Annotated in this window: 14 protein-coding genes and 1 pseudogene; 6 read left to right on the forward strand and 9 right to left on the reverse strand. The window is 75.1% G+C overall.

The genetic code is table 11. The features are described 5' to 3' along the window. The first annotated feature begins 228 nt into the window (after nt 1-228). A complete protein-coding gene (locus RND61_RS19740; RefSeq protein WP_315879335.1) occupies nt 229-1,020 on the forward strand; it encodes a L,D-transpeptidase family protein in 792 nt (263 codons plus the stop codon). A 195-nt stretch (nt 1,021-1,215) separates the two neighbouring features. Here RND61_RS19740 and RND61_RS19745 read toward each other — a convergent pair. The 3 genes and pseudogenes from RND61_RS19745 to RND61_RS19755 form a co-directional block, all read right to left on the reverse strand. Further along, a pseudogene (locus tag RND61_RS19745) lies at nt 1,216-2,106 on the reverse strand (DMT family transporter); the annotation flags it as partial. Nucleotides 2,107-2,516: 410 nt separating this feature from the next. Continuing rightward, nucleotides 2,517-4,136, reverse strand: coding sequence for a methionine--tRNA ligase (metG, locus tag RND61_RS19750; protein ID WP_315879336.1), 1,620 nt, complete (start codon nt 4,134-4,136; stop codon nt 2,517-2,519). A 275-nt stretch (nt 4,137-4,411) separates the two neighbouring features. Beyond that, the gene (locus tag RND61_RS19755) at nt 4,412-6,220 is read right to left on the reverse strand and encodes a VWA domain-containing protein (protein WP_315879337.1); all 1,809 of its coding nucleotides are present in this window, start codon (nt 6,218-6,220) and stop codon (nt 4,412-4,414) included. 269 nt (nt 6,221-6,489) lie between these two features. Here RND61_RS19755 and RND61_RS19760 point away from each other — a divergent pair, with 269 nt between their 5' ends. Then, nucleotides 6,490-8,541 carry a PhoX family protein gene (locus RND61_RS19760; protein WP_315879338.1) on the forward strand — a complete coding sequence of 684 codons (2,052 nt, stop codon included), beginning with the start codon at nt 6,490-6,492 and terminating at the stop codon, nt 8,539-8,541. 280 nt (nt 8,542-8,821) lie between these two features. Here the strand turns inward: RND61_RS19760 and RND61_RS19765 are convergent, their stop codons facing one another. Together RND61_RS19765 and RND61_RS19770 are read right to left on the reverse strand one after the other, a co-directional pair. Continuing rightward, nucleotides 8,822-9,814, reverse strand: a complete 993-nt coding sequence (locus tag RND61_RS19765; RefSeq protein ID WP_315879404.1) for a hypothetical protein — start codon at nt 9,812-9,814, stop codon at nt 8,822-8,824. Between the two features lie 133 nt (nt 9,815-9,947). After that, nucleotides 9,948-11,432 (reverse strand): APC family permease, encoded by a 1,485-nt coding sequence (locus RND61_RS19770; protein WP_315879339.1) that lies wholly within the window; start codon nt 11,430-11,432, stop codon nt 9,948-9,950. Nucleotides 11,433-12,108: 676 nt separating this feature from the next. Here RND61_RS19770 and cbiE point away from each other — a divergent pair. The 4 genes from cbiE to RND61_RS19790 all read left to right on the forward strand — a co-directional run bounded on the left by cbiE (nt 12,109) and on the right by RND61_RS19790 (nt 16,286). Further along, nucleotides 12,109-13,314: a precorrin-6y C5,15-methyltransferase (decarboxylating) subunit CbiE gene (gene cbiE, locus RND61_RS19775; protein WP_315879405.1), complete on the forward strand. Its 1,206-nt coding sequence runs from the start codon at nt 12,109-12,111 to the stop codon at nt 13,312-13,314. Beyond that, nucleotides 13,311-14,063 (forward strand): precorrin-4 C(11)-methyltransferase, encoded by a 753-nt coding sequence (cobM, locus tag RND61_RS19780; RefSeq protein WP_315879340.1) that lies wholly within the window; start codon nt 13,311-13,313, stop codon nt 14,061-14,063. Before cbiE ends, cobM begins: the two co-directional genes overlap by 4 nt. A gap of 208 nt (nt 14,064-14,271) precedes the next feature. Beyond that, entirely contained in the window at nt 14,272-15,579 is a 1,308-nt protein-coding gene (locus tag RND61_RS19785) for an LPXTG cell wall anchor domain-containing protein (protein WP_315879341.1), read from the forward strand. A gap of 212 nt (nt 15,580-15,791) precedes the next feature. After that, nucleotides 15,792-16,286: a hypothetical protein gene (locus tag RND61_RS19790; RefSeq protein ID WP_315879342.1), complete on the forward strand. Its 495-nt coding sequence runs from the start codon at nt 15,792-15,794 to the stop codon at nt 16,284-16,286. A 214-nt stretch (nt 16,287-16,500) separates the two neighbouring features. On the opposite strand, the gene RND61_RS19795 is transcribed toward RND61_RS19790, so the two are convergent. From RND61_RS19795 to RND61_RS19810, 4 genes are read right to left on the reverse strand one after another with little or no spacing between them, the layout of a single operon-like run. After that, nucleotides 16,501-17,142: a response regulator transcription factor gene (locus RND61_RS19795; RefSeq protein ID WP_315879343.1), complete on the reverse strand. Its 642-nt coding sequence runs from the start codon at nt 17,140-17,142 to the stop codon at nt 16,501-16,503. Further along, nucleotides 17,135-18,475, reverse strand: a complete 1,341-nt coding sequence (locus RND61_RS19800) for a sensor histidine kinase (RefSeq protein ID WP_315879344.1) — start codon at nt 18,473-18,475, stop codon at nt 17,135-17,137. Before RND61_RS19800 ends, RND61_RS19795 begins: the two co-directional genes overlap by 8 nt. A 7-nt stretch (nt 18,476-18,482) precedes the next feature. Further along, the gene (locus RND61_RS19805) at nt 18,483-19,271 is read right to left on the reverse strand and encodes an ABC transporter permease (protein WP_315879345.1); all 789 of its coding nucleotides are present in this window, start codon (nt 19,269-19,271) and stop codon (nt 18,483-18,485) included. Beyond that, a complete protein-coding gene (locus RND61_RS19810) occupies nt 19,268-20,170 on the reverse strand; it encodes an ABC transporter ATP-binding protein (RefSeq protein ID WP_315879346.1) in 903 nt (300 codons plus the stop codon). Before RND61_RS19810 ends, RND61_RS19805 begins: the two co-directional genes overlap by 4 nt. Nucleotides 20,171-20,205 lie beyond the last annotated feature (35 nt).

Consider the following 20,205-nt stretch of genomic DNA (forward strand, 5'->3'; position numbering starts at 1 on the left):
GGTGGTCCCCGATCGCAGGGGACGACCCGAGGCCCCGGGTTCCCGGCCCTCCGGAGCCCGGGGCCGCGGCCGTCCCGGGCGGCCCCGCGCCGCGGGCACCCGACCGGGCGGGGTCGCGCGTACGGGGGCGTTCTGCGGGCAGGGGCGTTCTGGGCGGGGCCCGCCGTGGGAGCTGTGAAGGGGAGGCCCCTCGCGGCCTCCGAAGCCGCCACCACCGAAAGGCCCGACATGCCCGTCCTGCGACGCCCCCGCCGCCGCCTCCTCGCCGCGACGCTGCTGCTCGCGCTCCTGCCGCTGTCCGCCTGCGCCGCCGGCGGCGACGGCGCCGGAGCCGGCGGTCGCGACAGGGGTCCCGGCGCGGCCACCGCCACCCGGAGCCAGGAGGGCCACGCGCCCCCGCGCGCCGTGCCCGGACCGCCCGCCGCGCCCGCCAGCATCCCCGGCCTCGGCCCGGCCACCCGCGCCGCCATCCCGCACGACAGCCGCCAGGCCCTCGTCGTCCAGGGCCACGGCCGGGACGTGAACACGGGCACGGCCACCCTGTACGAACGCCGCCCCGGCACCGGCTGGACCGCCGTCTCCGAACCGTGGCCCGCGCACAACGGCGTGCGGGGCTGGACCGACCACCACGTCCAGGACGACCTGCGCTCCCCGATCGGCGTCTTCGGCCTCACCGACGCGGGCGGCCTCCTCCCGGACCCGGGCGCGAAGCTCCCGTACGACCAGAACGCCGATTTCACCGCCACCGGCAGCGGCTCCCTGGGCGAACCGCTGGAGGGGTCGTTCGACTACGTCGTCGCCATCAACTACAACCGCGTCTCCGGTACGACCCCCCTCGACCTGACCCGCCCGCTCGGCGAGGAGCGCGGCGGCGGCATCTGGATCCACGTCGACCACGACGGGCCCACGCAGGGCTGCGTGTCGCTGGGCCGCGCCCACATGCGGGAGCTGCTGAGGTGGCTGGACCCGGCGCACAAGCCGGTGGTGGTGATGGGCGACGTGCAGAGCCTGGGCCTCTGATCAGGGCACCGGCGCCCGTTCCGGGGCGCCGCCCGGACCACCGGGCCGGGCACCCCCGCCGACGACCGTCCCCCGGTCCCCGTCCCGGTCCCCGTCCCGGTCCCCGTCCTGGTCTCTGTTCCGGTCCCCGTCCTGGTCTCCGCTCCGGCCCCTACTCCGGTCCCCGCTCCGGTCCCCGTCCTGGTCCCCGTCCCGGTCGGCGGCGGCGCGTCCCCACGCCGTACCGCCCAGGACCAGCACGACGCCCGCGAACCCCAGCCAGCCCGGCCGGTCGCCCGCCAGCGCGATGCCGACCACGGCCGCCCACACCGGCTCCGTACCGAGCAGGAGGCTCACCCGCGACGGGGACGTGCGCCGTACGGCCCACATCTGGACGAAGAACGCGAACAGCGTGCAGAACACCGACAGGTACAGCAGCCCCAGCCACTCGCCCGCCCCGAACCCGGCGGCCACCGCCCACGGCGCGCCGCCCCCGCCGGACCCCACCGCCAGCAGCGCGAACACCAACACCGCCCCGCCCAACTGGACGGTCGTCAGCGACAGGGAGTCCGCGCCCCGCACCGACCCCATCCGCGCCATCGCCAGCACGTGCGCCGTACGGGCCACGGCGGCGCCCAGCATCAGCAGGTCCCCGCCGGACGGGGCGCTGAACCCGGCGCCCTGCGTCAGCAGCACCACCCCGAGCACCGACGTCCCGGCCGCCGCCGCGAACGCCCCGGACAGTCGGGTCCGGCGCACCAGGCTCTCCGCGACCGGGGTGAGGACCATGGTGAGGCTGATGATCAGCCCGGCGTTGGTCGCGGAGGTGTGGACGACGCCGTACGTCTCCAGGACGAAGATCCCCGCGAGGATCACCCCCAGCACCCCGGCCCCCCGCACCTGCGCCCGGCTCATCCCCCGCAGCCTCCGCCACCCGGCGACGACCAGCACGGGCACCACGACCGCGAACCGCAGCACGAGCACGGCGAGCACCGTCCCGGCGGTGGTGATCCCCTTGGCGGCCAGGTAACTGGACCCCCACACGACGGCGACCAGCAGTACGGGCAGGTCGGTCAGCCAGGCCCGGCGGGCGACGGCAACGGACACGGGAGGCTCCTCGGCGGCGGTATGGGCGCGCGGGCACGCGGGGGTCGGGCCGGGGACCTCGTCGTCGCCGGACGGTCACCGGACGGCCGCGCCGCGCCCCGACCGGGTGGCCGCCGGGCGGGTCGTACCGCCGAACGATCGTCCCGCAGCCAGCCGGTCGCCGGTCGGGTGGTGCCGTGCCGTGCCGTGCCTGGTCGGGCGGGCGGGTGGTGCCTGCCGTGCGGTGGGCGGGTGGCCGTCGGGCGGGTGGTGCCGTGGCGGGGTGGCCGCCGGGCGAGCCGTGCCGCGCCGCCGTCGGGCGGGTGGTGCCCCTGTCGGACGGTCACGGCCGTCTCGCCGTCGGGCGGGTGGGTGCCGGACGCACGGGACCGCCGCCCCGCGGGTGGGGCGGCGGTCCTCGCGGAGAGCCGTCAGGCGTCCTTCTTGGGCTCCTCCAGGCGCGGGAACAGGACCGCGCCCTTCGTCACCGTCGCGCCGGGCGGGAGCTGACCCCACCTGCCGGCATCGGCGAGCGGCTGGTCGGCGAGGGCGCCCAGGGCGGGCTCCGCGCCGAGGGACTCCCACAGCTTCCCGGACGTCTCCGGCATCACCGGGTTCAGCAGGACGGCCACCGCGCGGAGCGACTCGGCCGCCGTGTACAGGATCGTCGCCAGGCGGGCACGGCCCTCCGGCGACGTGTCCTTCGCGACCTTCCAGGGCTCCTGCTCCGTGATGTAGCCGTTGACCTGCTTCACGAAGTCGAAGACCGCCAGGATGCCGCCCTGGAAGTCCAGCTCCTCGCCGATCTTCCGGTCGGCCTCCGCGACCGCCTTCGCCAGGCCGTCCCGGACGGCCCGCTCGGCGTCACCGGCGGCCGTGGCCTCCGGCAGGGCGCCGTCGAAGTACTTGCCGACCATCGCCGCGACGCGCGAGGCGAGGTTGCCGTAGTCGTTGGCCAGCTCGGAGGTGTAGCGGGCGGTGAAGTCCTCCCACGAGAACGAGCCGTCGCTGCCGAACGCGATCGCCCGCAGGAAGTACCAGCGGTAGGCGTCCACGCCGAAGTGCGAGGTCAGGTCCTGCGGCTTGATGCCGGTCAGGTTCGACTTCGACATCTTCTCGCCGCCGACCATCAGCCAGCCGTTCGCCGCGACCTTCCCCGGCAGGGGCAGGCCCTGCGCCATCAGCATCGCGGGCCAGATCACCGCGTGGAAGCGCAGGATGTCCTTGCCGACCAGGTGCACGTCGGCGGGGAACGTCGACTCGAACTTCGCCTGGTCGGAGCCGTAGCCGACGGCCGTCGCGTAGTTCAGGAGCGCGTCCACCCACACGTAGATGACGTGCTTCTCGTCCCACGGGATCGGGATGCCCCAGTCGAAGGTCGAGCGGGAGATCGACAGGTCCTGGAGGCCCTGCTTGACGAAGTTCACGACCTCGTTGCGGGCCGACTCGGGCTGGATGAAGCCCGGGTTCGCCTCGTAGAACTCCAGGAGCTTCGGGCCGTACGCGGAGAGCTTGAAGAAGTAGTTCTCCTCCTTGAGGATCTCCACCGGCTTCTTGTGGATCGGGCAGAGCTTCGTGCCCTGCTCGTCCTCGATCAGGTCGCCGGGGAGCTTGTACTCCTCGCAGCCCACGCAGTACGGGCCCTCGTAGCCGCCCTTGTAGATCTCGCCCTTGTCGTACAGGTCCTGCACGAACTCCTGGACGCGGTCCGTGTGCCGCTTCTCCGTGGTGCGGATGAAGTCGTCGTTCGCGATGTCCAGGTGCTGCCAGAGGGGCTTCCACGCCTCCTCGACGAGCTTGTCGCACCACTCCTGGGGGGTGACCCCGTTCGCGTCGGCCGTGCGCATGATCTTCTGACCGTGCTCGTCCGTGCCGGTGAGGTACCACACCTTCTCGCCGCGCTGACGGTGCCAGCGCGTGAGCACGTCGCCTGCGACGGTCGTGTAGGCGTGGCCCAGGTGAGGAGCGTCGTTGACGTAGTAAATGGGGGTCGATACGTAGAAGGCCTTCACGCCTTCGTCCCCCTGCTTCTCGGATCCAGTGGCCGCCATGGTCGAAATCCTATCGGTCGGCCGAAGCCCCCCTCACCTCCATTCGCCTCCGCCCGCCTCCGGGGCGCGGCGGTCCGGGTCGGCCCGGACGGGGACGAGCCGCCGTCCCCCGAGCCGCTCGCCGCCCTCGCGGGTCCTGGCGGGAGCGGTGGGCCCGGCGGGGCCGGTGGGGCCGGTGAGCCCGGTGGGATCGGCGGGGGCCCGGTCGTGACGGTGGACCCGGCCCCCGCGCCGGCGGCGGCGCCTCGGACCGGCCGGGGGCGGGACGGCCGGGGTCAGGCCGGCCAGGAGGCGAGGAGCTCGCGGTAGAAGCGGGCGTGCGGGACGTCCCGGGGGGCGGGGCCGGCGTGGAAGAAGGCGGCGTTGTCGACGTCCAGCTTGCGCAGGTAGTCGAACGCCTTGGCGTCCTCCTCGCCGAACGCGACGAACTGCCAGAACACCGGCCGCCCGGTCGCGGCGGCCTCCGCGAGGGCCTGCGTGGCGGCGGTCTTCGACTCGGGGGCGCCGTCCGTCTGGAAGATCACCAGCGCGGGGCGGCCGGGGTCGGCCTTCTCGTGGTGGGAGAGCACCTCGCGGACGGCGCGGTCGTAGTTGGTGCGGCCCATGCGTCCGAGGCCGTCGTGCAGGGTGTCGATCCGTCCCCCGACGTTGTCGAGGGTGACGTCGCCGGTGCCGTCGACCTCGGTGGAGAAGAACACGACGGGCACGGTCGCGTTCTCGTCGAGGTGCGCGGCGAGCGCGAGCGCCTGCTCGCCGAGGTGCTGGGCGCTGCCGTCCTTGTAGTACGGGCGCATGGACCCCGACCGGTCGAGCACGAGGTACACGGTGGCCCGCTTCCCGGCGAGGCCCCGCTTGCGCAGCGCGGCGCCGGCGGCCTTGTACGCCTCGACGACGTTCTCGGGCGCCACGGCCTTGACCCGCCGCAGCGCGACGGCGGGCTCACCGCTCTTGGCCTCCGGGGCCTCCGCTTCCGGGGCCTCGGCTTCTGAAGCCTTGGCCTCAGGGATCTTGGACTCAGGGGTCTTGGTCTCCGGGGTCTTCGTTTCCGAGGCGCCGGCTTCCGGGGTCCCGCCGCCCGGGGCCTCCGGAGCGGCTCCACCGTCCGGGCCGGTGGTGACCGCACCGGTGGCGGTGTCCGTCTCGGCGGTGTCCGTGGTGTCCGCGTCAGCGGTGTCCGCCTCGGTGGTGTCCGTGGTGTCCGCGGCGGGGGCGTTCCCGGTCTCGGGCTCCTGCGGCGCGTCGGCGGCCCCGGCTTCCGGGGCGGTCGTGTCCGGTGCTGCTTCCACGGGGTCGGCGGCCGTACCGTCCGCGTCGGAGGCCGTCGTGGCACCGGGCTCCTGCGGTGCGGTGTCGGCGGTGGGTTCGGCGGTCTCCACGGCGGCGGGTTCAGCCACCGTTTCGGCGGATTCCACCGGGGGCTGCTCGGCTGTCGTGGCCTCGGGCTCGGGGGTGGCGGCAGTGTCCGCGTTGTCCGCGTTGTCCGCGTCGGGGGCGTCCACGGCCTCGGGCGCATGCGCGGTCGGCTCCGCAACGGTCGGCTCCACGGCGGCGGGCTCGGCCACCGGGGTGGTGGTGTCCACCGGGGGCTGCTCGGCTGTCCTGGCCTCGGGCTCCGGCTCGGCGGCGTCCGGCCGGTCCGCGTCCAGGGCGTCCACGGCCTCGGGCGCATGCGCAGTCGGCTCCACGGCAGTCGGCTCCGAGGCGGTCGGCTCCGCAGCGGCCGTGGTCACGGGGTCGGGGTCCGCAGCGGCCGTGGTCACGGGGTCCGGGTCCGAGGCGACCGGCTTCGTGGTGGCCGGATCCGCAGTGGCCGGGGGCTCGGCGGCCGGGGGTTCCGAGGAATCGGCCCGGGCCGTCGGGATCGTGGGCTTCGGGTTGTCGAAGGAGGCCGCCACCAGCTCCGCCGCGACCTCCTCCGGGGTCGGGGCCTGCCGTTCCGCCTGGGACGGGACCGTCGCCGGCGGCTCGTCCCCGGGCACCGTGCGTTCCGCCTGGGGCGGGACGGAGGGAGTGTCCGTCGACTCGTCGCGCTCCGCGTCGCGGTCGCGTCCGAACACCTTGCGCAGCAAGCTCCGAATGCCCATGAGCCGTGGCCTTTCGCATAGAGGGTGCCGTATATGTCCGTACTGCTGGGAATACCTAGGAATCATCCCTGGCCAGGGCGGACACGTAAGGTTAGCCGCCCGGAGTGGCGTGTACCGGTGCCGTCCATTCGCGTCAAGACCGCCTTTGACGCCCCCCATTCACCACGCGTTCACTCCCGCGCCGCCGCCCTGCTCGGGGGCCCGCCTAACGTCGCCGCCGGACGATCACGACACGACGTCGGCGCGGTGCGCGCCGAAGGAGGAACACCGTGCGCAAGCTGCTGCCGCTGCTCACCACGACCCCGCACGCCGGCGGCCGGTCCGCCCTGACCTGCCGCTACCGCTGCGGCGACGCCTGCTTCCACGAAGTGCCCAACACCAGCGACAACGAGTACGTCGGCGACGTCATCGCCGGTGCCCTCTCCCGCCGTTCGGTGATGCGCGCCGCCGCCGTGGTGACCGTCGCCACCGCCGCGGGCGGCGCCGTCCTCGGCTCGGGCGCCCAGGAGGCCCACGCCGCGCAGGCGGCGGCGCACCGCACCGGTACGCCGTCGGGTGCGCGCGGCCTGCGCTTCACGCCCGTCGCGCCGAACACCGCCGACAAGGTCACCGTCCCGCGCGGCTACACCCAGAACGTCGTCATCCGCTGGGGCGAGCCGATCCTGCGCGGCGCGCCGGCCTTCGACCCGGACCGGCAGACCGCCAAGGCGCAGGCGGGGCAGTTCGGTTACAACAACGACTTCCTCTCCCTGCTGCCCCTGCGGGGCGAGCCGGGCCGCCAGGTCCTCGTCGCGAACCACGAGTACACCGACGAGGTCCTGATGTTCCGCGGGTACGACCCGGAGAACCCGACCCGCGAGCAGGTCGAGATCGCCTGGGCCGCGCACGGCCTGTCCGTCGTCGTCGTGCAGGAGGAGCACCGCACCGGCCGGTTGACCCCGGTCACCCGGCACCCGCTCAACCGCCGCCTCACCGCGACCAGCGTGTTCGAGCTGACCGGCCCGGCCGCCGGCAGCGACCTGCTGAAGACGTCCGCCGACCCGTCGGGCCGCAAGGTCCTCGGCACGCTGAACAACTGCGCCGGCGGCACCACCCCGTGGGGCACCACCCTCCACGGCGAGGAGAACTTCAACCAGTACTTCGCGAACGGCTCCTCCGCCACCGACAAGCGCTACGGCCTCGTCTCCGGCGCCACCGAGCGCAAGTGGGAGCGGTTCGACAAGCGCTTCGACGCGAAGCAGGAGCCCAACGAGTCGCACCGCTTCGGCTGGGTCGTCGAACTCGACCCATACGACCCCGACTCCACACCTCGCAAGCGCACCGCGCTCGGCCGGTTCAAGCACGAGGCCGCGCAGCCCCGGCTCACCGACGACGGCCGCCCGGTCGTGTACATGGGCGACGACGAGCGCTTCGACTACTTCTACAAGTTCGTCTCGTCCAAGCGGATGATGAAGGGCTCCTCCCGCGCCGCCCGCGCGCACAACCTGACCCTCCTCGACGAGGGCACCCTGTACGTCGCGAAGCTGACCGGCGACTCGCCCGCCGCCGAGTTCGACGGCACCGGCAAGCTCCCGAACGACGGCGAGTTCGACGGTTCCGGCGTGTGGATCCCGCTGGCCACGGGCGACGTGTCGCACGTCCCCGGCATGACCGCCGAGGAGGTGTACGTCTTCACGCGGCTCGCCGCGGACAAGGTCGGCGCCACCAAGATGGACCGCCCCGAGGACGTCGAGCCGTCGCCCCGCACGGGCCGCGTGTACGTCGCCCTGACCAACAACTCGCAGCGCGGCACGGACGGGAAGCCCGGCGTCGACGAGGCGAACCCGCGCGCGAGGAACAAGCACGGCCAGATCCTGGAGCTGGCCGAGCACTGGGACGACCCGGCGTCGGACGGCTTCGCGTGGCGGCTGTTCCTCGTCGCGGGCGACCCGGACGACCCGTCGACGTACTTCGCCGGGTACCCGAAGGAGAAGGTGTCGCCGATCTCCTGCCCCGACAACGTCGCCTTCGACGCGTACGGCAACCTGTGGATCTCCACGGACGGCAACGCGCTCGGCACCCACGACGGCCTGTTCGGCGTGGCCACGCACGGCGAGCGGCGCGGTGAGCTGAAGCAGTTCCTGACCGTCCCGGTGGGCGCCGAGACGTGCGGGCCGGTCATCCAGAACCGCCGGGTGCTCGTCGCCGTGCAGCACCCGGGCGAGGTCGACGGCGCGTCCGTCGAGAAGCCGGCCTCGTCGTGGCCCGACGGCCCGGGCCGGCTGGTCCGCCCGTCCGTCGTCGCCGTCTACCGCGAGGACGGCCGCCCGATCGGCGTCTGACCGCGACCTCCGGCCGGCGCCCGACGGCGCCCCGTGGCGCCCGACGGCGGCCGGCCGGTGCCCGGCGACGGCCGGGGCCGCGACCGGGCGGGCGTCCCCACGGAGCCGGACGCCCGCCCCCCGCGGCGGCCCCCGGGCCGGGACCGGACCCGGCCTGAACCCCGGGCGGGACCCGAACCCCGGCCGGGACCCGGAACACCAGGCCCGGACCTGGGCTACCGGGCCCGGACGACCCCCGGGCCGGGACCGTACGGCAGCCGGACCGGCCCGGGGCGGGGCTTCACGGGGTGGCGCGGGCCTGTGCGCGCCACCTCGTGAACTGCTCCGCCGGATCGCCCGTGTACGACCACGGGACCCGTGACACCCGCGCCCCCAGCAGCCCGAACAGGTCGTTCGCCACCTCCAGCCGCCCCGCGTAGCACGCCGCGTGCGTCAGGTAGTTCAGCAGCTCCACCTCCTCCGGCCGGACCGGCCCCGGCGCGCGGTCGCCGATCCAGCGCTCCCAGGTGCGCCGTACCTCCACCACCGCCAGCTCGTGCTTCCAGTGCTGGTCGAAGCCCCGCACCGAGCCCGGCCCCCGGCCCCGCCCCAGCGCCCCGTCGACCACGTACCGGTACTCCTCGACGCGGGCGATCTGCACCAGCACCGGCAGCGGGCAGCCGGGGGGCGCCGCGCCGGCCGCGTCCCGCGCGAAGTCGTACATCGAGCCGTGCGTGCCGTGCCACCGCGCCGACCAGTAGCGCAGCAGTTGCACGTGGCCCTCCGCGTTGTGCGGGTCGCGCCGGCGCAGCTCGTCCCACCAGCGGCGCAGCTCCGCCCGGCACACCCCGCCCTCGTACAGCCGGGCCACCGTCAACAGCGACACCCACGGCATCGGGTCCGCGGGCCGGGCGTCCGCCGCGGACAGGCAGGCCAGGACCGTGGAATCGAGCCGGGCCCGGTCCACGGAGCGGCTGCGGCCCGCCGCGATCGCCGCGTCGAAGACCCGTACCACCTCGGTCGCGGCCCGCAGCACCGCCGCGTCCGGGTCGTCGGGCTCGGCGGCCCGCCAGCACTCGACGACCGACGTGCCGGCCGCCGCGTGGGCGAGGAGCCGGATGCGGTGGGTGCGCCGCGGCCAGTCGTCCCCGGTGGCGCGCAGCAGGTCCCGTACGCCCTGCCAGCGGCCGATGGCGATGTCGTGGCGCACGTCGCCGAGCGCCTCGTCCCCGAAGTACGGGTCCGGCTCGGGGACGAAACGGTTCTCGCGCGCGGCGCGGGCCGCGCGGCCCATGAGCCCGACGCGTCTCGTGACGCGCCCGTGCCGGAACTTCCCGGCGCCCGCGTTCCGGTCCGGGCGTCCCCCTCCGGTGGCGCGGTGACGTGCGGCCATGCCTTCTCCCCCGTTCGCGTGGTCGGTCGCGTGGTCAGAAGTCGGTCGCCAGGTCCTCGTCGGCGGCCGGCCGGTGCTGCCGCGGTACGTCGCCGTGCGGCACGTCCGCCTCCGCCGCCAGGTTCCGTACCGCGTCCAGCTTCGCCGGACGGTAGTACGAACTGCCCCGCCGCCAATACCAGATCATCGGAATGAGTCCTGTCGCGAGCCCTCCGAGGCCGATGACGAGCGACGCGGTGGACAGCTCCGCCAGCGACTCGTAGAAGATCCACAGCATGAACGCGGCCCCCGCCAGCGGCCACACCCCGCCCAGCAGGAACTCCCGTACCGACGACAGCAGTACGCGACGGTACGCGACGACGGCGGCGATCCCGGCGAGGCCGTAGTAGAACGCGACCTGCAAGCCCATCGCGCCGACCGCGCCGGACAGGACGTCGCCGACCGAGCCGAGCGCGTTCGACGCGACGAACAGCGCCAGCGCGACCCCGCCGACGACGGCGACGGCCACCCACGGGGTGTTCCAGCGGCGGTGCACCAGCCCGAACGCGGCCGGCACCGTACGGTCCCGGCCCATCGCGAACAGCGTCCGCGTCACCTGGATCAGCGTCGTCTCCAGCGTCGCGACGGTCGACAGCATCACCGCCACGACCAGCAACTTCCCGCCGATCCCCGGCCAGACCGCGTCGCCGAGCAGGGCGAGGGTGCCGATGTCGCCGCGCGTGCTGATCCCCTCCGTCGTCAGGACGACGTTGACCGCGACGGTGAACGCCTCGAACAGCAGGAAGACGATCCCCACCCCGACGAGCGCCGACAGCCCGGCCGTGCGCCGGCCGTCGCGCGTCTCCTCGCTGAGGTTGCCGGTGACGTCCCAGCCCCAGTAGGAGAACGCCGCTATCAGCGCGCCCGTCGCGAAACCCGACACCCCGTCGAAGTGCCCGAACCCCAGCCACGACCAGTCGAACGCGGCCGCCGCGCCGCCGTGCGCCACCGCGCCGAGCACGAACAGCAGGAGGAGCACCAGCTCGACCCCGGTGATGACCAGTTGCGTCCGTACGGACAGCCGCACCCCGCCCAGCACCACCAGCAGCATCACCACGAACCAGCCCGCCCCGACCGCCGTCGCCGACCACGTGTCCTTCGCCGCCTCCGGGTCGAACAGGGCCAGCGTCAGCGCCCCCGCCGGCAGCGTCCCCGCCACCATGAACAGCGTCGCCGACACGACCAGCGCCCACCCGCACAGGAAGCCGAGGAACGGGTGCAGGGTCCGCCCCACCCACGAGTAGGCGGCGCCCGCGTTCGCGTCGAGCCGCCCGAGCCTCCCGTAGGCCAGCACGATGCCCAGCACGGGCAGCGCGCAGTACAGCAGCGCGGCGGGGGCGGCGAGCCCGACGGCCCCGACGAGCACGGCGGTCGTCGCCGCCAGCGAGTAGGCGGGGGCGCTTCCCGCGACCGCCATCACGACGGTGTCGAACGTGCCCAGCGCGTTGGGCCGGAGCCCTCTGCCGGAAGAGTTGCGCATGCCGAACGTCCTTGTCTGGCAGGGGAAATGGCGCGGGGACAGCCGCATCGTAATCTCGCTCCCGGAGCCCGGAGCCCGGAGCCCGGAGCCCGGAGCCCGGAGCCCGGAGCCCGGAGCCCGCAGCCCGGAGCCCGCAGCCCGGTCACCGGACCCGGCCGGTACGCGGTTACCGTGGGCCGCGCCACCGCGGGGCCGCCCGGACTCCCCGCGGAACCACGGAACGCCCCGGGGGCGGGGAACACCGGGCTCCCTCCGGAGGGCGAAGGCCCCCCGCCGAACCCCGGACCGGTCCGTGGACTTCCGGCCCGGCCCGCGGTCCGGTGTGCTGCCGGGCCCTTCACGGCCCCCCGCCGCCCACCCGCCCCCCGACCGGCCGGTAGGGTTCCGGCCCGTGAGCAGGCCCGCGAGCAGTCCAGCGACCCGTCCGGCCGGCGGCCCGGCCGGTGGCCCCGCCGGCGGCCAGGACGACCCCCGCCCCGACCACGGCACCCGGCCCGGAACCGGAACCGGCCTCCGCCCCGATCCCGGCACCCGCCCCGACGGCACCGGCAACCGCCCCGGAACCGGGACCGACTCCCGCCCCGGCACCGACCCCGGAATCCACTTCGGCCCCGGCACCGGCACCGACCCCGACGCCGGCACCCGCCCCCGACCCGGCACCGTCACCGTCGTCGGCATCGGCGCCGACGGCTGGGCCGGCCTGTCCGAGCCGTCCCGCGCGGCCCTCCGCGCCGCCGAGGTGGTCATCGGCGGCGGCGCCCGCCAGTTGGACCTCCTCCCGGCCGAGGTGACCGCCGAGCGCGTGCCGTGGCCCAGCCCCCTCCGTCCCGCCGTCCCCACCCTCCTCGCGGCGCACGCCGACCGGGCCGTCGCGGTCCTGGCCAGCGGCGACCCCCTGTTCCACGGCGTCGGGCGCGCCCTCGCGGAGGTTCTCGGACCGGACCGGCTGCGCGTCCTGCCGCACCCGTCCTCCGTCGCGTACGCCTGCGCCCGCCTGGGCTGGCCGCAGGAGGACACCGAGACGGTCACCCTCGTCGGCCGCCCCCTCGACACCCTGACCGCCGCCCTCCACGACGGCCGCCGCCTGATCGTGCTCAGCGCCGGCGCGGCGACCCCCGCCGAGGTGGCCGCCCTGCTGCGCGCCCGCGGCTACGGCCCGAGCCGCCTGCGGGTCCTGGAGCAGCTCGGCCACCCGGACCGCGAGCGCGCCCTGCACGGCACCGCCGACGACTGGCCGCACCCGCCGGGCGACCCCCTGAACCTCGTCGCCGTCGAGTGCGTCCGCGCCCCCGGCGCCCCGCGCCTCGGCGCCGTACCGGGCCTTCCCGACGAGGCGTACGAGCACGACGGGCAGCTCACCAAGCGCCACGTCCGCGCCGCGACGCTCGCCGCGCTGGCACCCGTGCCGGGCGAGCTGCTGTGGGACGTCGGCGGCGGCTCCGGCTCCATCGGCATCGAGTGGATGCGCGTCCACCGCACGTGCCGCGCGATCACCGTCGAGCGGGACCCGGCGCGGGCGGAGCGGATCGCCCGCAACGCCGCCGCCCTCGGCGTGCCCGGCCTGCGCGTGGTCACCGCCGCCGCGCCGGACGGCCTCGCGGGCCTCGACGCGCCGGACGCCGTCTTCGTCGGCGGCGGCCTCACCGCGCCCGGCCTGCTCGACGCGTGCTGGGCGGCGCTGCGCCCCGGCGGACGCCTCGTCGCGAACACGGTGACGCTGGAGTCGGAGGCGCTCCTCGCGGAGCGGTACCGGCGGTACGGCGGCGAACTCGTACGGCTGGCGGTCGCCCACGCCGTGCCGGTGGGCGGCTTCACCGGCTGGCGGCAGGCGATGCCGGTCACGCAGTGGTCCGTAACGAAGGCGGGAGCAGAGGAACAATGACGGTCTACTTCATCGGCGCGGGCCCCGGTGCCGCCGACCTGATCACGGTGCGGGGCGCCCGCACCCTCGCCTCCTGCCGGGTGTGCCTGTACGCCGGCTCGTTGGTGCCGAAGGAGCTGCTCGCCGAGTGCCCGCCGGACGCGCGCCTCGTCGACACGGCCCGCATGGACCTGGACGCCATCACGGAGGAGCTGGTCCGCGCCCACGAGGCCGGCCACGACGTGGCCCGGCTGCACTCCGGCGACCCGTCCGTGTTCAGCGCGGTCGCGGAGCAGATGCGGCGCCTCGACGCGGCCGGGGTGCCGTACGAGGTGGTCCCCGGCGTCCCGGCGTTCGCCGCGGCGGCGGCGGCGCTGAAGCGGGAGCTGACCGTGCCGACCGTCGGGCAGACCGTCATCCTCACGCGCGTCGCGCAGCAGGCCACGCCCATGCCCGAGGGCGAGGACCTGGCGACCCTCGGCCGCAGCGGCGCCCTGCTGGTGCTGCACCTGGCGGCCCGGTACGTCGACCGCGTCGTGGCCGAACTCGTCCCGCACTACGGCGAGGACTGCCCGGCCGCCGTCGTCGCGATGGCGAGCCGCCCCGACGAGCTGGTGCTGCGCGGCACCCTCGCGGACATCGCCGGGCAGACGAAGGCCGCGGGCGTCACGCGCACGGCGGTGATCCTCGTCGGCCGCACCCTCGCGGCGACGCAGTTCCGCGACAGCCACCTGTACTCCCCGGAGCGGGACCGGCACGTCTGCGATTGATGAGAATCTCCACACGGGAAATCGGAGGTGAGGGGGCAACTGTGTCGATTGCCCGACTTCGCCCGGTGGTGGAGAGGTTCCTTCCGTGACCGGGCGGGCCGGGGCGGGACCGTCCGCCTTCGCCGTGACGGAAACCGCTCCCTACGATCGACCGATCATCGACGTGCTCCGACGCGTTCACGACGTCCGCTCCCGAGAAAGAGCATCCGTGAAGACCAGACGTACTCTCGCAACGGCCGTCGCCGCTGCCGTCACCGCGCCCGTACTCCTCCTCGCCGCGGGCCCCGCGTCCGCCGCGACCGTGACCCCGCCGCCCACGCCCCCGGCCGTGTCGGCGTCCCCGTCCCCGTCGCCCGGCACCCTCGCGAAGGGCCCGTCCATCGAGGACCTGGAGAAGGCCGTCGAGAAGGCCCGCAAGGCGTACGAGGCGGCCGTGGCGGCCGAGGCCGCCGCGCTCAAGGCGGCGAAGGAGCCCCTCCCCGACACCACGCCGGAGGTCGTCGCCCTCGCCGCCGCCAAGAAGGAGCTTGAGGCAGCCACCGCCGCGCACACCGCCGCGGTGAAGGCCCTCGACGAGGCGAAGGCGAAGCTCACCGCCCTGGGCGACACCGCGACTCCGGAGGAGCGCGCCGCCGCCGAGAAGGCCGTCAAGGACGCGCAGGCCGCCGCCGACGCCGCCGCGACCGCCAAGGCCGCGGCCGACAAGAAGTTCACCGACGCCGACACGGCCCTGGACGACCTCCGCGTCGCCCTCGTCCGCGCCTACAGCACGGCGAAGAAGGCGACCGAGGAGGCCCTCGCCGAGCTCGCCGCTGCGGAGAAGGCGCTCGCGGACGCGAAGAAGGAGGAAGAGGACGACGACAACGGCATGTGCGCCCGAGACGACGCCCTCGTCGCCGAGCTGACCGGCCTGCCGGAGAAGGTCACCGCCGGGACCGCCGTCGACCTCACCGTCCGCGTCACCAACAACACGGGCGAGAAGGTGGACCGCGCGTACGGGCAGGTCACCCTGGCGCCCGGCGGCAAGAACCTCGTCGACCTCTTCAAGCCCCAGTACGCGACGGCCGCCTCCTCGAAGTGGCGCGACTGGAACTCCTGGGGGATCGGCGTCAACGTCGGCGCGCTGGAGCCCGGCGCCCACGCGGACCTGAAGCTGCGGCTGAACCCCGCCGCCTCGCTCAAGGACTGGTCGGGCCGGGTCGAGGTGTACGGCTGGTACGAGCGCGGCGACGACTGCGGCGCCAACACCACGCTCAAGGCCCACAAGTTCCAGGTCGTCGCGGCCACCGGCGCCAGCCCGTCGCCGGGCCCGTCCGCGCAGGGCGGCGGTACGACCACCCCGGTCGGGACGGCCACGCCGACCACCACGGCCACCACCACGACGACGGGCGGGACGCTCGCGAAGACCGGCTCCTCCGACTCCCTGGACGGCCTCGCCCTCGCGGGCGGCGCCGCCGTGGCGCTCGGCGCGGGCGCGGTGTTCGCCGTCCGCCGCCGCCGTACGACGGACGCCTGACGCCCCGTACCACCGCGAAGGCCCCGGCCGCCCCGACCCCCGGGTCGTCGCCGCCGGGGCCTTCGGCGCACCGAACCGCGCGCCGTCCACCACCCCCGCCCCTGCCGTACGCCCCCGCGCCCCCCTTCCGTTCCCCCCGGCGACCTGTGTTCACTGGCGGACGCCCACCACGGACGAACGGGAGGCACCATGGCCGGAGAGCGAGCCGCGAGGTGATCGCGGTGGTCGGGCACACCGACCTGACCCCCGAGACGCTGACCCTGGTCGAGGCGGAACTGCACACCCGCCTGGTACGCCAGGCGGACGGCGCGAAGGGCGTCGTGCGCGTCGGGGCGGGCCTGCCGCTGGCGTTCGGCCGCGCGGCCCGGGAGGCGGGCCGGCCCCTGGTGGTGGTGCTCCCGGCGCAGGGCTCGGTACCGGCGGTGCTGCCGCACCGCGACCGCCGCGCGGCGGGCGAACTGCTGCGGCTGGCCGCGCAGACGCGGCTCGTGCCGTACGACCCGGAGGGCCGCGACGCGTGCGTCGGCGCCGACGAGCGCATGATCACCACGAGCCGCCTGCTCCTGGCGGTCTGGGACGGCTCCCCCACGGACGCCCGCGACGCGACGGCCCACCTGGTCGCCTTCGCCCGGGCCCGGAACGTCCCGGTGGAGATCGTCTGGCCCCCGGGCGCCACCCGCCGCCCGGCCACCCCTCCCGGCCGCTGATCCGACCCGTACGCCGCCCTTCCGGGCCGCTGATCCGACCCGTACGTCACTCCTCCGGGCCCGGCCCGGTGCGCACGCCGTTTCTTCGGTCGTGCCTGGCCGGGCCCGTACGTCGCTCCCCTCCGGCCTGGCCCGGCCTGGCCTGGTCCGTACGCCGCCCCTCCGGGCCCGGTCCGGCCCGAACCGGGCGGCCCGGCCCGTCGTCCGCCCCGGCTCAGCCCAGGATGCCGCGGTCGTACGCGACCGCCACCGCGGCCGCGCGGTCCTTCACGCCGAGCTTGCCGTACAGGTGGGTCAGATGGGTCTTCACCGTCGCCTCGCTGATGAAGAGTTCGCGGGCGATCTCGCGGTTGGACGTGCCCTTGGCGACCAGCCCGAGGACCTCGCGCTCGCGGGCCGACAGCGCCTCGCCCGCGGGCACGGCGGGCCTCCGGACGGCGGAGACCAGGCGGGAGGCGACGGCGGGCGACAGGACGGTGCGTCCCTCGGCGGCCGCCCGGACCGCCGCGAACAGGTCCTCGCGGGGCGCGTCCTTGAGCAGGTAGCCGGTGGCGCCCGCCTCGATCGCGGGGATCGTGTCGGAGTCCGTGTCGTACGTGGTGAGGACGAGGACCTTGGAACGGGCGCCGAGCCGGGTGAGTTCGGCGATGGCCTCCACCCCGCTGCCGGCCGGCATGCGCAGGTCCATGAGGACGACGTCCGGGTCGAGGCGCAGGGCGAGTTCGACGCCCTCGACCCCGCCCGCCGCCTCGCCGAGGACGTCGAAACCGGGGTCGGAGGCGAACATGCCGCGCAGACCGTCCCGTACGACGGGGTGGTCGTCGACGATCAGCAGGGTGATGACGCGGTCAGTCATGGCGCACCAACGGTACGCGGGCGCCGATCGCGGTGCCGTGGCCGGGTTCCGACTCGACGGTGACGGTGCCCGCGATGCGTTCGGCGCGGGCGCGCATGCCGTCGAGGCCGAAGCCGCCGGCGCCGGTGCGCGGCGGCACGGCGAGGGGGTCGAAGCCGCGCCCGTCGTCCCGTACGTCCAGGGTGACCTCGTCGCCCATGTAGGAGAGGGTGACGCCGGCGCGGGTGGCGCCGGCGTGCCGGTGGGCGTTGGCGAGGGCCTCCTGGGCGATCCGCAGGAGGGTCGCGGCGACCTCGTCGTGCAGCGGCTCCTCGGTGCCGGTGACCGTGAACCGGGCGTCCACGCCGGTGCGTTCGGCCCACTCGGCGACGGTCTTCTTCAGCGCCTCGGGAAGCGCGTCGTGCTCCAGGGCGGACGGGGAGAGGTTCTGCACGGAGCGCCGGGCCTCGCCCAAGGACCGGCGGGCGAGCGCCTGGGCACGGTCCAGGTGCTCGCGGGCCAGGTCCGGGTCGGCGGTGGTGGCGACCGCCTGGAGCTGGGCGATGACGCCGGTCAGACCCTGGGCGATCGTGTCGTGGATCTCGGCGGCGAGACGGCGGCGCTCGTCGGCGACCCCCGCCTCCCGTGCCTGGACGACGAGTTGGGCGTGAAGGGCGGCGTTCTCGGCGAGGGCCTCCTCCAGGGCGGTGATGGTCCCGGCCCGCTCGGCGGCCTTCTCCGCCTCCTTGGTCTCCAGGTGGTCCATGACCATGGTGAGGGCCGCGTTGAGCGCGAACAGCACGCCGAAGGCCGCCCAGTTCATCGGGGAGGCGGGCGGGAGGCCGCCGGACTGGGAGCCCGCCATCGTGACGGCGGTGACGACCAGCCCGGCCCGGGCGGCACGCGTCGGCAGCAGGCGCCTGGCCTCGAAGTAGCCGAGGCAGGCGTAGATCGCGAAGAAGGGGTTGAGCCAGGTGAGGGCGAAGGCGAGGACGGTACGCAGGGTGAAGTAGACGCGCCCCGCGACGCTCCCCCCGGACGGCATCGGCACGGCGGGCCCCGCGCCGACGCCGCTCTCCGCCGTCCGCCCCTCCGGCTTCCCCTTCTCCTGCCTCTCCTGCCTCTCCTGCTTCTCCTGCTTCTCCGGCTTCCCGCCGTCCGGCCGGGGCGCGGCCCGGCTCCACCACACCTGGAGGACCAGCGACGCGAGGAGCAGGGCCGCCGCGACGCGCACTTCACGCGGGGTCATCAGCAGGTCGGCGGTGGCGGCGGAGATGAGCGTGGCGAGCCCGAGCAGCAGGTACGGGCCGTACCGGAAGAACTGCGCCCACCGCTCCTCGAGCGTCGTCGTCATGCGTGTCCTACTCCCACCTGAACCAGCGTTGGGCCGCGACCGTCAGCAGCACCGCCCACAGAGCCATGATCGCCAAGAGCGTCCCGTCGGGCCAGCCCCCCGCGGCGGCCTGGTCGAGGGCCCGCGCGGCGGCGCCCAGAGGCGTGAGGAGCACGATGCGCTGGAGGGCGTCCGGCATGGCCGCGACCGGTAGCCAGACCCCCGAGGTGAACATCGCGGGGAAGAACACCGCCGACCCCACCGCCTGGGTGATCTTGGTGGTGCGGCTGACGGCGGAGACGGTGCCGCCGAGCGCCAGGGCGGCCGACGCGGCGAGTACGAAGGCCACGAGGTACCCGGGCACGTGACCGGGCAGGGCCACGCCGAAGACGATCCGGCCCACGGCGAGGGCGAGCAGCGCGGAGACCGCGACGGCGGCGCCGTGCAGCGCGATCTGCGCGCCGACGAGGGCGACGGGCCGCACGGGCGTGGTCGACATGCGGCGCAGGATGCCGCGCTCGCGGTAACCGGTGAGGACGGGCGGCATGGACTGGATGCCGGCCGTGATCAGGGCGAGCAGGAGGGCGATGGGGACGTACAGGTCCACGACGCGCAGGCCGCCCAGATCGGGCGACGGCTCCCGGAACGAGGGGATCGCGCCCAGGACGCACAGCAGGGCCGTGGGGAAGACGAGGATCCAGAAGAGGGCGGCGGGCTCCCGCAGGAAGAGGCGCGCCTCGGCCTTGAGGACGGCGGTGGCGCCGCCCCTGGCGGTGACGGGGCGGGCGGCGGGGCGGGGGCGGGTGGTGGTCGTCATGCGTCCTGTCCCGTCAGGTCGAGGTAGGCGTCGTCGAGGGTCGCTTCGGTGACGCGGAGCTGGTGGGCGGTGACGCCCCGACCGGCGAGCAGCGACAGCACGGCGCCCGCGGTCTCGTCGGTGCCGCGGACGAGGATCCGGCCGTCCCGCTCCGCCACGGACGCGACGGACGGCAGGGCCGCCAGGTCTCGGGTGTCCAGCGGGGCGGAGGGCCGGAAGGAGACCTCCGTACCGCCCGTGCCGCGCCCGATGAGCCCGGCCGGGGTGTCCAGCGCGGTGATCCGGCCCTTGTCGATCAGGGCGATCCGGTCGCACAGGCGCTGGGCCTCCTCCATGAAGTGCGTGACCAGCAGCACGGTGACCCCGCTGTCGCGCACGTCCTCGACGAGTCGCCAGGTGTCGCGGCGGGCGCGCGGGTCGAGCCCGGTGGTCAGCTCGTCGAGGACGACGATCCGGGGGTTGCCGACCAGGGCGAGCGCGATGAACAGGCGCTGCTTCTGGCCGCCGGACAACCGCGCGAACCGCGTGCCGAGCTTGTCGGCGAGCCCGAGGCGCTCGGCGAGGGCACGCCAGTCGGCGGGGTCCGGGTAGCAGGCGGCGTACAGTTCGAGCGCCTCCCGGACGGTGATCTTCGGTTGGAGTTCGCTCTCCTGCAACTGCGCGCCGAGGATCTGGGTGACGGGGCCGCGGTCGGCGGCGGGGTCGTACCCGGCGACGCGCACGGTGCCGGCGTCGGGCCGCCGCAGCCCCTCCACGCACTCGACGGTGGTGGTCTTGCCGGCGCCGTTGGGGCCGAGGATCCCGAAGACCTCGCCCTCCTCGACGGCGAAGGACACCCCGTCGACGACCGCCCTGCCCCCGTAGACCTTCCGGAGGCCGCTGACTTCGATGATTGCCATGTCCATGAGCCTGCCGGGGCGGGGCGGGCCCGGAC

Origin of the sequence: Streptomyces tamarix (assembly GCF_032423885.1) — a bacterium.
Lineage (GTDB): Bacteria > Actinomycetota > Actinomycetes > Streptomycetales > Streptomycetaceae > Streptomyces > Streptomyces tamarix.